The 14,881-nt window shown below is 40.0% G+C and carries 10 protein-coding genes and 1 pseudogene; 5 read left to right on the top strand and 6 right to left on the bottom strand.

Annotated features, from left to right (window positions below):
• Positions 1 to 384: 384 nt before the first annotated feature.
• Together MSMAS_RS05035 and MSMAS_RS18070 are read right to left on the bottom strand one after the other, a co-directional pair.
• A complete protein-coding gene (locus MSMAS_RS05035; RefSeq protein ID WP_011032302.1) occupies positions 385 to 1,854 on the bottom strand; it encodes an MATE family efflux transporter in 1,470 nt (489 codons plus the stop codon).
• 543 nt (positions 1,855 to 2,397) lie between these two features.
• Positions 2,398 to 3,602, bottom strand: a pseudogene (locus MSMAS_RS18070) (ISH3-like element ISMma1 family transposase).
• Between the two features lie 1,061 nt (positions 3,603 to 4,663).
• Between MSMAS_RS18070 and MSMAS_RS05020 the strand changes: the two are divergent.
• Together MSMAS_RS05020 and MSMAS_RS05015 are read left to right on the top strand one after the other, a co-directional pair.
• Complete coding sequence (locus MSMAS_RS05020) at positions 4,664 to 5,440, top strand: rhodanese-like domain-containing protein (protein ID WP_048036586.1); 777 nt, start codon at positions 4,664 to 4,666, stop codon at positions 5,438 to 5,440.
• 297 nt (positions 5,441 to 5,737) lie between these two features.
• Positions 5,738 to 6,733, top strand: coding sequence for a hypothetical protein (locus tag MSMAS_RS05015; protein ID WP_048039263.1), 996 nt, complete (start codon positions 5,738 to 5,740; stop codon positions 6,731 to 6,733).
• 501 nt (positions 6,734 to 7,234) lie between these two features.
• Here MSMAS_RS05015 and MSMAS_RS05010 read toward each other — a convergent pair.
• Positions 7,235 to 8,197 carry a PGF-pre-PGF domain-containing protein gene (locus MSMAS_RS05010; RefSeq protein ID WP_080503016.1) on the bottom strand — a complete coding sequence of 321 codons (963 nt, stop codon included), beginning with the start codon at positions 8,195 to 8,197 and terminating at the stop codon, positions 7,235 to 7,237.
• Between the two features lie 743 nt (positions 8,198 to 8,940).
• Between MSMAS_RS05010 and MSMAS_RS05005 the strand changes: the two genes are divergently transcribed.
• Entirely contained in the window at positions 8,941 to 9,273 is a 333-nt protein-coding gene (locus MSMAS_RS05005) for a hypothetical protein (protein ID WP_011032308.1), read from the top strand.
• Positions 9,274 to 9,317: 44 nt separating this feature from the next.
• On the opposite strand, the gene tnpA is transcribed toward MSMAS_RS05005, so the two are convergent.
• Positions 9,318 to 9,782, bottom strand: a complete 465-nt coding sequence (gene tnpA, locus MSMAS_RS05000) for an IS200/IS605-like element ISMma21 family transposase (protein WP_011032309.1) — start codon at positions 9,780 to 9,782, stop codon at positions 9,318 to 9,320.
• Positions 9,783 to 9,882: 100 nt separating this feature from the next.
• Between tnpA and MSMAS_RS04995 the strand changes: the two genes are divergently transcribed.
• Complete coding sequence (locus tag MSMAS_RS04995; protein WP_193334225.1) at positions 9,883 to 10,965, top strand: alpha/beta hydrolase family protein; 1,083 nt, start codon at positions 9,883 to 9,885, stop codon at positions 10,963 to 10,965.
• A gap of 529 nt (positions 10,966 to 11,494) precedes the next feature.
• On the top strand, positions 11,495 to 12,619 hold the full coding sequence (locus MSMAS_RS04990) for a Glu/Leu/Phe/Val family dehydrogenase (protein WP_011032311.1): 1,125 nt from the start codon (positions 11,495 to 11,497) through the stop codon (positions 12,617 to 12,619).
• A gap of 171 nt (positions 12,620 to 12,790) precedes the next feature.
• Here the strand turns inward: MSMAS_RS04990 and MSMAS_RS04985 are convergent, their stop codons facing one another.
• A complete protein-coding gene (locus MSMAS_RS04985) occupies positions 12,791 to 14,197 on the bottom strand; it encodes an acetate--CoA ligase family protein (protein ID WP_011032312.1) in 1,407 nt (468 codons plus the stop codon).
• Positions 14,198 to 14,403: 206 nt separating this feature from the next.
• Positions 14,404 to 14,760, bottom strand: coding sequence for a winged helix-turn-helix transcriptional regulator (locus tag MSMAS_RS04980; RefSeq protein ID WP_011032313.1), 357 nt, complete (start codon positions 14,758 to 14,760; stop codon positions 14,404 to 14,406).
• Positions 14,761 to 14,881: the final 121 nt, after the last annotated feature.

Raw genomic sequence — 14,881 nt, 5'->3', positions numbered from 1 at the left:
ATTTTTTAATTTGCACTTCATTTATTCCAGTTTTCTCCATAAATATTCTATTTAAGTCCGTTTGAACCATAACCGTCATTATTTTGCCTCTTTCTTTGTTTATCGAGATATAAATCCTATTTTTCAATTTTTACTGTTAAGTAGAATCCATCCTTTCTTTTTACTCCAGGAAGTCCATTTTAACAGTCACATTATGTATTTATTTAGACGTTCCAGTATATAACATCTGACCACACTATAAAATTAATTTTATTGTTGAGAGAGGAGAAAAATTCCGGGAAAAAGGCACAAATAAGAAAGTAAAAAAGTTGTATGATGCTGAGCAGGATTATATGGGGTTGAGCGGATAGACTGCACGTGGAGTAATGGGAGGACTCTGAGTTTTCAACACTTCTCTCCCTCTCCTTCTACCTTTATCATGCGCCTCAAATAAACCTGCGCCCACGCAAAGGTGACCAGCGACCCAACAACTGTTCCCATAACAAGCCCCCACCAGACTCCGGACAACCCCCAGCCGAATGTAAAGGCAAAAAGCAGGGCAAATACCGGCGTCAGTATCAAACTTCTAAGGAGTGTGGCAATAAGTGCGCTTGTACCCTTTCCCGCACCCTGAAAAAGAGAGGCAGAGAGCATTCCGAAAGCAACAGCCGGATAAAATACGGTCATGATTTTAAGCAGCCTTGTCAGTTCAGGGGCTATCTGGGCAGTATTTTCTGCCTGCGTAAAGGCGCCAGCAATATACGGAGCGAAGATATATACTGCAACTGCGACTGCTGCTTCTACCAGAAAACCTGTCCTTGTTGCATAAAGAAGAGCGCTTCTTGCTTTTTTATAACTCCTTTCCCCGAAAGCTGCTCCCGAAATCGAGACCACGGAGATTGAAATTCCTATTAGAGGGGAAACCGCAATGCTTGTAATCCTCCAGGCTGTAGCGTAAACAGCAACCCCGTCAGTATTGCTGACATTCACTATAATATAATTCATTATCAGGGCAGTAAGGGCGAGAGCAACCTGTTCTATTGAAGAAGGTATGGCTACCCTGAAAATGTCTTTTGCAATATCCCGGTTGAATTTGAAGGAACGGAAAGCGAATGATATATAGGTATTTTTTTTGATAAAAAACCAGTAAAACATAAGCAGTCCGGAACAGGAGAAGGAGAATACTGTAGCAAGGGCTGCTCCTGCAACTCCCAGGTCCAGCACATATATAAAAATCGGGTCAAGGACGACGTTCAGGAGAGATCCAAGGACCATCGACTGCATAGCTCTTTTTGAATCTCCTTCACTCCTGAGTATGGAGTTTGCGACATTTGTAAAGAAGAACACAAAACTGCCTGCAAAAAGTACCCTTGCGTACGCAACTCCGAGTGGAGTAGTTTCTCCTGCCCCGCTGAATACGAATAAGTCTCTCACAAGAGAAAGCCCTATCCCTGTGAGAACAACGGTCAGTACCAGCATAATTACAAATGTATGTACTGCAACATTGTCCGCTCCGGCTTTATCCCTGGCCCCTATCCTGCGGGAAATTGCAGCACCGCCACCGACTCCAAGCCCGCCTGTAAGAGCCATCTGGATTACAAAAAAAGGGAATGCAAAACCTACGGCAGCCAGGGCATCCGCACCAAGGCCTGCGACCCAGAAGGTATCGGTGAGGCTGTAAATGGTCTGTACACCCATTGCAACTATAATAGGAATGGAGAGCTTGATTACAGCTTTTTCGGGGTCCCCAAGGAGGATATCCACGCCTTCTGTAACTTTATGAGGGGATTTCGTTTCCGTTTTTCTTTCTTGATCCCTGTTTTCCTTTGAGTCTTCCTCTCCCTGCCCCTTTTGTTCTACTGCTTCCCTGCTCATTTTCCACACCGTTTTTGGACTATCATATTTTCATTCTAACAAAAGTTTTTGCCCTATTCTTCTTTAGTCTCTCAGCCTTTAACATTTTCTCATATGTAATGAAAAACTTTTCATTTGTTTTTCTCGTGCAGTGCCAGAAAGTGCGATCTGAGGATATAATCTTAGAATAATCAGGCAATAGGATCTGAAAATAGGATCTAAAAATAGGATCCAGAAATATGATGGCAGTGTGCCAATTTTCCTAAAATTATGAATTTTTAAAGGTTTTAGAGTCAAGAGAACTCGAGATCATTAGTTTAAGGAATGGTAAAAATATAATTTCTAATACAGTAGTTCCGATTTGTTATAGTTCCGAATGACAACTTTCATTCGTTTACAATTTTTCCTTAATAGTTCATGAAAAATGTTTTCATCTCATCGATTCTGATTTCATTTTTTATATAATGTTCTAAAAACTTCAGTATTTTAAAGTCCTGAAGTAAAATTTGTGCATAGTTTCCACTAACTAATTTTATGATTTTTTTTTTGGTTATATTTAAAAATTTATAAATCTCTTAATCGAGCGCGAAGCGCTCGCCTTCTTTCTTTATTATATCTGGTTAAGCACTCAAGAAATGACCTGACTGTAATATTGGATAATGAATTAACTCCTTCTTTTACTGCCTTAATAATGTCTTGATTTATTACTGATTTCATTTGGTATGCTGTAATGTCAAGAACTGACTTTAATACATTCAAAATATTATACATGATACATTGAACTACAAAAAATAGTGTCCTTGCAACAGGTGATTTAGAACATGTTCGTATCTTAAAATCCTTTTTTACTCTATACCCTGTTTCTATATTCCATCTCTTCCTGTATTCTTCAGGTATTTGCTTTACAAATGTGTCTATTGAACTCACTTTTTTATTTGTTGCAAATATACTGTATTCTTTTTCTTTATCCCACACTGCTACAATGTTAAAAGTTTGTTCTTCTCCTTGAAACTTATATTCAAAAACCGTAGAAGTATCTCCATTTTCTTTTCTATGCCTTTCAAGCATCTCCTTAATTCTTTTGTTTGATTTAGCTGCAATTACGAAATCGACTTTGTATTTCTCCATCTTTGAGATAACTTTTCTGTTAAAAAATTCTCTATCCATGTATACTGTTCCCACTTTTACTCCCATTTTTCAATCCTTTCAAACAATGATTCCATAAGAATTGAATAATCTTTGCTTAATCCGTTGATGTCAATAACATCAAGTGTTAGCTTAGAATTCCCAATTACATCTAAGGTGCAGAAAGAATATCCCCATGAAGTTCCATTCTTTGGTTTGATTCCCCTTATACAGAGAGTGTCTCTGCATCCATAATATTCAACGTCATGAAAGTCAATAGCGATGTCATGAACATTGTTTTTAAGCTTCATCATCCTAAAAATTTCATTATTTATTTTTCGGAAAGAAGAGAGGATATATTCAATAGAATTGGATTTTATGTAATTGAAAATAGTATCAGCTGAAGGTATTCTTGTGTTTGGAACTTTTGATTTGAGATCATTACTTGCAGATTCAAGAGAATCAGTAGAAGATGTTGCCGCATGAAGTAAAACGTTAAGAAACTCTTGATAGCTGTAGTTTGCTCCATCGGGTAAAGTTATTATATCAACGATGCTAAAGAATTCAGAAGACAAAGCCAGTAAACTGGCTGTGTCTACATCAGACATGGAGTCGTTTTTTGGAGTCATAGCAAACGACTTCATAGTCTTCAATACTTTTTTGATTATACCTTCAATTGTAAAAAACAGGTCTCGGAACTAAGGATATTCGGAACTACTGTAATATTTACTCTAGGAATGACTTCACAGCCATTGCTGAAGACGATATCGAGAACAAAAATAATGAGATTATATCTTCTTTATTCCTTAGTTTCACTTGCAGCATACGAAAATTGAACCTCGAATTTATGACAAATTCGCGATTAAAGAGCCAACTGCGGAACTCCTATGGTATTTTTGATCTGATCGGTTAATTATTCCCGGACAACATGAATGACATTTTACATGTTTTTCTGTACTGTCATCATCAGTCATAGCTGGAGACGTAAACATGATATAAAGAAGCTATTTTTGCCGCAGGTTCTGGCAGTAAATTTATTAATTAAGGAAGAAATGGAGAAAAACTTACCCAATCCGACTATTAATATAAAATTCATTCTATTTGGAGAATTAGTTGGAGAATGTATGATGAATAATGATGGAATGTGCTGATTATCCCTAATAAGATATATACTTGAACCAATTACATTATACAATTATTAAAATCCAGATTTTGGGCTCCTGCTTTTTTGTACCAATTCATTCTACAATTCGGCATGTTTGTTTGCTGAATACGTATCAAACTGCGGGCGGCCACCCCACCCTAAAGGATGGGGTATGCTTCGGGCCGCCCGCCCGGTTACTCGGGGACAGATAATTAAGCATCCTCTAACAAGGTTTCATGAACATAAGTGATTGAAATTTGCCTCGGTTTCCGGTCCGATTTACGATTATTATACAAGGAAGCTATGATTTAGAGATTTAAAGAGAAAAACGAAGAGGCGAGGGTTCACTTCATCCCCTACCTAAAGGAAGGGGTATTCGTGACCCTCTGCGCTCCCGTTGTAAAAATATCAATATCCAGCAAATAACTTCCATTTGTGGGTACTGTTTTAAATGAGGGTTTTAATAAAAATTATAGTGTTTCAATGAAAAAACTTTGACTTTCAGGTTTATGAATTTAATGAATTACAGAATGTGGAGGGATGTAACTGAATAAACGAACTATGTTTTATTTTGCTGCGGTCCTTATGGCATTTCTCATGATCATTCCGGGAATTGCCGCCGCAGAGACCTGTCCAGATGGATATAAAAATGTGAGTGTTTGTAAAGCTGAAAAGATGGTCGAAAAAGAAGACGTATTTCTTCTGGATGTGCGTACTCCTGCTGAATTTAATAAAACACATATTGAGGGCACGATACTTATTCCTGTGAAAAATGTACCTGCACAGGACCCTGTAGAATTATCCTCTGATGAACTGCTGGAAGTGAGAATAAATGAAGTGCCAGCCGATGAAAAAATACTTGTTTACTGCAAGAGTGGTGCCAGAAGTGCCGCTGCATGCAGTTTACTTGTCAGCAACGGATACAGGAAAGTCTATAATATGAGAGGAGGCATTGACTGCTGGTTAGCCAGAGGGTGTACTGTAGATGTAAACGCCGATAAAGCTGATGAACTGCTCGGTACAGGGGAGTTCTTCCTTCTGGATGTGCGCACTCCGGCTGAATTTAATGCAGGGTATATTGAGGGGGCAATATTGATTCCACTGAAAAATGTTCCAAAGGAAGACCCGGTTGAATTACCCCCGGAAAAGCTCTTAGCTCAATGCCTCTGTGAAATTCCGGAAAATAAGCCTATTCTGGTTTATTGCAAGAGTGGGACAAGAAGCGATGCTGCAAGAGATTTACTGGTAGATTCAGGTTACAGGCATGTCTATAATTTGGAAGGCGGCATCCTCACCTGGAAAGCTGAGGGATACCCTACAGTTTGTCCAGCTATTTGAGATTAAAAAACTCTTCAATTTTTTCCTTTTTTATATTTTTATAATCCTTTTCCTAATCCTTTTCCTTTTTACTTTTTAAAGATTTTTTTATCCGAAGTATAAAGTTTCATTTACCGATTTTTGAATAGTTTCACTTTCTCATTCGCTCCATTTTTGTAATACTTAAATTGAGTTTCATATGAAAAAATATTTATATCTTTAAATTCAATATTATTTGTTATTACCTAAATTAAAAATAGTAATACGAATTGAATCAGTAATACGGGGAAAAAAGGGTCGATTAACAGGGGTGTCTTAATGGAGCAGGAAACTCAGACAGCAGGAGCAAAAAAGGCTTCCTCCAGGGAAAAAGCCGGTTCGCAAGCATACAGCATACGGGAAAAAATGTCCTCTTCAGCTTCACCTTTCCCGTATCTTGCCCCTGTGTTTGCTCCGGTTTCGTTTCCTGCTCCCGAATACCTGTTTTATTCTCCGACGCTTCTTCAGCTTGACCTTAATATCTACCGGGAGCCTGTAATAAAATCCCTCATTAAAAAGCATAGCGAAGACCTTTACAGACTTATAAAAAAGACACATTTTGACGGAAAATATTATCAGGTAAAAAGCGTGCGTTCAGGGGGATGGGAATACTGCTGGGAACTGGCAGTCAGGGTAGAGTTTTTCGGAAAGCTTCAGGGCCTGGCTTTCGAACCTGAAAGGGTCATTTCCAGAAAAAGGAAGAAAATAACCTTCAGGTACCTCATCCTGGTAAATCCCCATGAACTGTGGGACGAAGAACTGGTAGAAAGGTTGTGGAACATTCAGGAGAGGATCGAGTTTCTGATGGCAAAAATCCTCTTTCACGAATGCATCCATGTCTTTATTTCACTGGAAAAAACCCTGCCATCAGGTCTTGGGCAGACGGATATTTCTCTCGAGTTCAGGGAAGTGCTTGAGTTTGCAAATTCCGGAAAACTCTGCCCTGAAAGTTATGGGGTCAAGCTTCACATCCAGAATCTGTCTGCTCTTTCCCCAGATTTTTCCGAAAGCTCTGCAGGAAAGCCGGGCACTGTTTCCGAAATCTATGAGTTCCTGATCCACGAAAAATACAGCATCAAAAAAACCGATCAGGCTTTCGGTTTTTCCTGGAGCAACCGGAAAATTTCACGCAACTATGCCCGGATGGCTGCCCTTAAAATGGCTCCGTATTCGGATTCTAATAAAAAAGACTGGGAGAGGGAAGTTTTCAGGCTGAGCAGGGATGTGGAGGAATTGTATGACAGGATTGACAGCAATTATGTTTTCTTATTATAAATTACTCCTTTTAATGCACATCTTCCCTCCGTCTTCCGAAAAAGCCTTCAGATTTTCTCTTTCTCTTGCATATATAGTCTTATATATTCAATCTTCTTCCCGGAGGCTCTCGAAAGCGGCCCGCCAGATAGGAAAGGAAGCATGGCAATAAAAATCGTCCCGCCAGTGAAAGGCTTTATTAAAAAGGAGCCACATGAACAGAGAACGGATTTCAGGAACAGTACCTTATACTCGAACAAATCACGGAGCCTTTTTCAAAATTTTTCCTTTAGCTCACCTGGCAGGTAAATGGCTTCCATGTCAGTCTCTGTATTTTTCAGCAAAACGGGCAACCACTCGTGAGAAGTTCTATGCTGAAAAGTAACCGGAAAAGGATTGGTAGAAAGAGGGTAACAAAATAAATTTAGAATAAAGGTAAAAGAAAAACCATGATAATTTTGTATGCTTACGCTCGCTATCACATTAAAAAATAAGGGAAATTAGTTTCCCTTAAGATGGAAATTAGTTTCCCTTAAGATATGCGAGAATCATTTCAAGTATATGTATAATCTCACTTCTTGTTATGCCACTTTTTTCTTCTGTATCATTATCCGAAGATGTTGATGTAATAGTATTATTTACAGTTATTGTTTTGCTAGTAATTGCAAATGTAGAATATTCTGATACTTTAGCTGTAAAGTACACATACGTTGAATCCTGTCCTGTTATTGTAATTGGCACTTTTACCCATTTACCGTTATCATACATGTTCAGGACAATGGAGGATTCATCAATCCCATTTGCTTTAAGCCATGTCTTTTCAACTTTAAAATCAACAGCTGCATTTTCAATATTATTTACATTATCACTGTCGATCCATATATTAAATGACTTGTAGACATCACCTGATGGTTTCTCAACCAGGCCTGTATCATCTTTCAGATCTTCGATAACAACTTTTGCCTTACCTGAATCCTTTGTTGATTCAAAATATATATTGTTGACAACTGAATTGTCATTTTTAACGTCAACAGTTACCGTCTGGCTATTATCCATGTTTATCTGTGTTGTTTCTATATACTGGATATTAGTCTGCGACGAATCAGTTATTACTATGTCATCATCTGAAGATACAACATTCCCGTCGTATACAGTAGAATTGTTAGCTGTGATAATATCGTCGTCTGTGTTTACGGATGTAATAATATCATCATCAGAATACACATAGTCATCGTCAGAATTGTAAATATCGTTATCTGTAGATATTACCGTAGTATCAATTACAACAGAATCATCTGCAACGATATTGTCTTCTTTTTTAACTGAATTTTCATTGGTGTCATCAGAAACATCAACAACAGTAGTCTCATCTTCAATAGTCGAATTATCTCCTGATGAAATTGCCTTCGCCCCTGCAGTAGCGCACGGGAGTACAGCCCCAAAAATAAGGACTGAAACTAATAGTATTGACAGATATTTTTTCATCCTCTATACCTCTTCCAGGGGATTACCTGTAGAATTATTTTCCCAAATATATTTTTCAAAATTTTGTCTGTTGGTCTCACCAGGAACTATTTTTCTCCAATAAGTACGTCCTGGGTTTATTGAGCCTATGCTTTAATTCCCTTTCGGCCGGCTTACTGTAGTAAAATTATCTGAATTTTGCCTTCCAATTACGATATTTATAAAACAGGATAACAACTTCTGACCTGTCCCTGAATTTTTCTGCATGCCGTTTGTAAAACCTTTTTAAAAAAATAGGATCAGAGATATCAGCACTGCTGGCAGTTTATTAAAAATTGAAAAATATGCTTTACTCGATTTTTTTTCAGGTCTGCATCTTACCTCAAAAGTATTTTTGAGAAAAATTGTCCAGAACATCGCAAAAAAATAGAAAATAAAGTAAAAATCACAACCCTTATCTGTGTAAATAATATTTATTTGAGAGGTAGTGTTTTGAGGGCATAAGGAGAGGAGTACAAATGTATGGGATGACTTTTCGAATGAGGAATCTTTTCCGTTCCTATCGTCACCGGTTACCCTGAAAAACCTGTCATAGTTTCCTTTCCCTGTGCTGTGACTTTTAGCCGTCTGGCTTATTCTTACTGTTTTACACTGCTCACTTTAACGTAAAAACGGGAATAACAGGTCTTCTATTAAAAAGAAGTCTAAAACGTACAATTTCTCAGGTCTGTATTTTAGGTTTAAAATATCACAAAGGTGAGCTCATGAAAATGCGAATAATGTTAATAGCTGCTTTCTTTGTCCTGTTAACTATTTCTTCTCCGGCTTCAGCCGTTGTTCCTGATTTACGGATGAGCAATCTCTTCAATCAGGAATTCGATCAGGAACCTTCCTGTACTTCTTCTCATTATGAGGTTTTAAAATCAGACTTACCTCCAGCTGAATGCAGCAGAATAGGGCTTGTTTCCGGAGGCGTGGCAGAGTACAGGATCAGGATAAACGTTGGACCCGGTGAATACGACTACATCACCCTTACCAACTATGTGAAAGAAAAAAGACCCTGGAAAATCAAATTGCGGGCGGCCACCCCACCCTAAAGGATGGGGTATGCTTCGGGCCGCCCGCCCGGTTGTTCTGGTAGTTAGAAATCATCAAGTTTTCTTTGCTCGGATCTCATGAATCTATACAATTGAGACTCTTCACTCGGTTTTCCTTGCGATTCTTTAATGTAATGCTTAATTGTATCAGCAGTTACGTTTCCAACGGATCGATAGAACTTTCCATTTGACCATAGACTTCCACCCCAATACTGTTTTTTAAGATCAGGATGGAGCTTGAACAGTCTGTAAGAACTGCCTCCTTTCAAATATTGAATTACCTCTGACAGAGAATTACTTGGATGGAATTCCAGAAACAAGTGAACATGATTGTCTACTACTTCCATTGCATGTATTTTGTAGCCATTTTTAGTGCAAATGTTACTGAAAATTAACTCGCAATCTTTTTTAATTCGCTTATTGTAGAATATACTGTATCGATACTTAGGCACCAACACGATGTGGTAGGTAATCTGACCATAGCCATGGCTAAAACTGTGTAATTCCAACTGATATCACATCCTAGCCATAGATGGATGGCACCATCGGTGGCTATGGTGCCAAAAACAAGCTTATTTTACAAAAAAAGCAAGGATTAAGATATTTAAAGTGAAAAACGAAGAGGCGAGGGTTCACTTCATCCCCACCCTAAAGGATGGGGTATTCGTGACCCTCTGCGCTCCCTTAGTAATAAATACAGGTAAAAACCTGGTAATTCTTCCGGGACAGGGCCTGACTGAACAGTTCTATTCTGACATGGCAATATATTATGCCCAGCGTAAATACAGTGTATATATCCTGGACAGAAGAGAGACAAATATCCCGCCAGATGAAGACGATTTCAGTTTTATGGAGTACTGGACTGTTGAAGAACACCTGAATGACACATACATAGCTATCAATGCTTCAAGAAGCCATACTTCTTTCTTAAGCAAAAAACCTGCAGAAAATATAGAGGTTACAGCTATAGGCCACAGCCATGGAGCATTAATCCTTACAGCTTATGAGGCAAGCCAGTATGATGACATGCCCCTGGGGTCTGTTGACAGGATAGTGCCTGTGGATATTATCATTAAATACGACCCCCAGTATCCCGAGTTAATATATAATCAGACACAGGAATTTAATATTATTTCCAGTGAGATCGAAAATGAGGTCTATGAAGGCACTGGTATGGCTTCTATGATTTATGTAGCCAGCATGGCTTACTCAAATCCTGAAGGAAGTTCTCCTTACCCTGGGCTTACAAATATCCAGTTGTTCAGGCTCATGGCCAGTCAGACATATATTCTTTCCTCATATCCCTACACTCCGGACTATCACTACTGGAGCGGGGACCTCAGCGGCCTTTCCTATGTCAATGAAAGCAGGTTACTCTATCTGACTCTGAGCGGAGGAGCTGCACCATTCACGCCAAAGTATATGGATCAATTCATGGCCGGGCTGATGGGCAATGTGGACGGGTATGAAATAAACTCTTCCAGTGTGGATTCCCCAGTACTTTATGTTGGTCTCGGAGGAGGATTTGGCGATTACGGTTCCTGGTGGTATGAGAACGAGGCTGGGAATACGAACAGCAGAGTTACCTCTATGATCTGGAATAACCAGGGGCATGCCAGTCTGCTGATCGATCAAAATTCTCCTGAATTATGGGCGCTTATAGATAACTGGATAAAAAACACAGAAACCTGAAAAAAAGGTAAAAATCCGAAAAAAATGAAATCGAGTAAAAAGAACCCTAAAGAGAAAAACATGAATTAAAGAAGAGAAATGTCACTTGAAAGGAGAAAAATTACTCTGAAAAGAGAAAAACCAGAATAAAAAGTTAATTTGTCAGCTTTGTTAACAGCTCCTGGATTTATGTATTTTCAAGGAGATAAGCAATGGAAGGGTAAATGGCTCTGGCTCTTTAGCTGCAAGCTTTTTATTCTTTCAAAATTATTTGGTTTTAAAAGATTCTTAAAAACGCTTTCCCTGCAAAACGGGCAGTTTAAAATGTTCTGAAACTTCATTTGCTGGTTTGAAAATGACTGGTTCAGGAGGAGTTTGAAAAATCGCCGAAAACATCCGATCAATATGAATGTAATTAACTTAGCAGTTGAATGTAATTAACTTAGCAGTAACTATAATAGGTCTCTGTAACATATCTTTCTTAGTCTGAGATTCATGCAACATTAGAACCTCGGAATACAGATCATAGGGGGATAAGGTAACGGAGGATATGTTCAGATTTGCAGATGAACTGGGGCCATTTAAGATAATTCACATTTATGAACCGTCTATTGACCTGAAAGCAGTGCTCGTTGTTGATAATATTGCAAGGGGACCAGCCCTTGGAGGGGTAAGAATAGCTCCGGACGTGAGTGCCGAAGAATGCTTCAGGCTGGCGAGGGCCATGACCCTTAAAAATGCGGCTGCAGACCTTCCTTATGGGGGCGGTAAAATTGTCGTTTACGGGGACCCGAAAATGCCTTTCGAAAAGAAAAGCCAGCTACTGAGGGCTCTTGCAGGTGCTCTCCGGTACACAGAGGAATATATCTTTGCCCCTGACATGGGGACAGATGAAATATGCATGGCCTGCATAAAAGATGAAATCGGAAGGGTTGTGGGTCTTCCCTGTGAGATGGGAGGCATCCCTCTTGATGAGGTTGGAGCTACAGGCTGGGGGCTTTTTAATGCAACAGAAGTCGCACTTAAGTATTGCGATTTTGAGCTGAAAGGAGCCAGGGTAGTTATTCAGGGCTTCGGCGCAGTCGGAAAACACGCTGCCCGCTTCCTTGTAAGGAAAGGAGCTGTCCTTGTAGGAGTCGCCGATTCCAGAGGTGCAGTCCATAACCCTGAGGGGCTTGATGTTGATTCTCTGATCGCACTTAAAAATGAAGGGAAAAATGTGTTTGAATATCCCGAAGGCAAAAAGCTAGCAAGTGATGAAATTGTCTCTGTTCCCTGCGACATCTGGATTCCGGCAGCCAGACCTGATGTTATAAACGGGAATAATGTCCATCTTCTGGATACGAAACTGGTAGTTGAGGGAGCAAACATACCCCTCACTGGGGAGGCTGAAAAAATTCTCTATGATAAAGGAATTCTTTATGTTCCGGACTTTATTGCAAATGCAGGTGGGGTTATCTGTGCTGCCTCGGAGCACCAGAAAACTACCAGATCCATAGTTTTCGGTTTAATTGAAGAAAAGGTTAGAAGCAATACGGAACAGGTGCTGGAAGCTTCAAAAACCAGAGGAATACTGCCAAGGGAAGCTGCTTTTGAACTTGCCATAAAAAGAGTTAACAGGGCAATGAAGTACAGGCGCTGGTCGATCTTTTCTTCTGCCCCGGGATTTGTATAACTTTAAGCTACGCTCCGGGATTTGTATAACTTTAAGCTATTTTCCAGTAGAGCCTTTAATTTTTCAGGCTTCCCGGAATTCTTAGCTCTTTTATCTTTCAAGCTCGATTTCTACTTACATTGATTTCTACTTACATTGATTTCTGCTTATCTTTCATTACAGCTTAACACTTTATTTCTGCCTGCCATTCCCTCCGCACAGCACTGCTGCAGCCCTTACTGCACTTTCAGGAGAGAAAAAGACCGGCATTCCGGTTTTTGTAAATGCCGAAGCCAGTTCCCTGCTGAATTTCCCACCCGGTGAACTGATAATTACAGGTTTTCCACAGCTATCAGCAAAGTTTTTGATTTTTTCAGCAACGCCTTCGGTAAGAAGAGGCGGGCCCCATAGGAGGCTTACAATTGCCAGGTCATATTCCTCGTAAGGGGTTTCCTGAAGGGCAGCAACATAATGTTCATCCCTCACACTGCCTGTCAGGTCAACAGGGTTTCTTACGGAAGCAAAAGCCGGAAGTTTTTCTTTCAGCTTCCTTACTGCGGCTTCTGAAAGTTCAGGGACCCTGAGCCCTGCTTCCTCACATGCATCGGCAATGGAAATGCCTATCCCTCCCCCGTCAGTTATTATGAGGACTCTTTTTCCATTTACAGGGGAATACCTGTTAAGGACTTTGCAGGCGTCTTTCAATTCTTCGTAGCTTGCAACCTCGATTATGCCTGTTTTCCGAAAAGCAGCTTCATACGCTTCATACATCCCGCTGATAGCGCCTGTGTGCGAGCTTGCTGCCCTTGCTCCGGGCTCCCGCTTCCCTACTTTGAGAGCAACTACGGGTTTCTTTTTTACGCAGCCTGAGGCAGCTTTAAGGAACTTTCGGCCGTCTGATACGGATTCTATGTAAAGGGCAACTGCTTTCGTGGCTTCGTCTTCTGCAAGGAATTCAAGGCAGTCACTTTCGTTCACGTCCACTTTATTTCCGTAACTCACAACCCTTGCAACGCCTGCCCCTTCGTTAGCCAGCTCATCCATTATCATGGCTGCAAAAGACCCGCTCTGAGTAAGCACGGAAACCCCATCCCTGACAGGCCTCTCTATCTTTTCCCGTTCGATGAAAAAAGTGTCCACATTTGAAACTGTATCATATATGCCGAGGCAGTTGGGACCCATAGCCCTGATCCCTTTTTCTTTTAACAGGTCCCTCAGCTCATCTTCCATTTTCATTCCGCCGGGCCCCATTTCCCTAAAACCTGAACTTACAATTACGGCTCCTTTTATATTTCCTGCAGGCTCTTTCAGTGTATCAAGGACTGCTCTGGCCGGGATCGCAAAAATTGCGATGTCAATCCTGTTATTAATCTCCCCCGGTGCTGAATAGCATTTGAGGCCCTCAATCTCCTCGTAGCCCGGATTTACAGGATAGATCTTCCCTTTGAAATTCATTTCCCGGAGGCTTTTCAATATAGTGTGGGAAAGTTTTTCAGGGTTCGGGGATGCTCCTATCAGAGCTATGCTTTCAGGCTTGAAGAAAAAATCAAGATTATTTTCAGTGCCAGTTTTTTCTTTATCCGCTTCCTCTATATCCATTCAAAACCTCACCGGGTTTTCCTTCCAGATATGTGATAATTCTTATTTAGAATAATTTATGGACTATTTGTATAAAAGAATTCTAATTTCAGGTAATCGGAGTCTGACTCCCCTTTTCGAGATAAAGAAAACCCGAAAAACTTTGCTGGCCTCTTCAGTGGGGAGTCATTTATTCCGTCTCGAAGGAGTACTGCGTGTCTTTTACTTTAGAGGTCACAGTATTTACAAACAGACCTGTCACACTCATTATTGCTGAACTTCCACTTTGAACCCCATTTTTTAATTTCCTGAATTACCTTTATGAATTCTTCCCCGCTTTCCGTAAGATAATATCTGGATACGGCAGGGAGTGAAGAATCATCTGTTTGTTTTACAATAAGACCTTCCCTTTCCAGTTCTATCAGCCGGGCAGAGAGGATTCTCGGGGTGACGCCTCCAAGTCTGCGTTTGAGCTCGTTAAAGCCTTTTTCCTTCTTTTCTCCTTTATAAAGCTCCAGCAGGATGTGTATGGTCCAGCGTTTTCCCACAATATTGACTGTTTTGTAAAGAACACAGTTTTTCATAGTATAAACTATGATACTGTCCTTATATAAGCAGCATCTTTTAAATAGTACTGTTAAAAAACGCCTGATTCATAGAAGTATGCATTTACCGAACATCCAGCTGGAAAGATAAGATACGACA

This window comes from Methanosarcina mazei S-6 (assembly GCF_000970205.1).
Lineage (GTDB): Archaea > Halobacteriota > Methanosarcinia > Methanosarcinales > Methanosarcinaceae > Methanosarcina > Methanosarcina mazei.
Note: the sequence above shows the minus strand (reverse complement) of the source record. Positions and strands in the feature narration are given on the sequence as shown.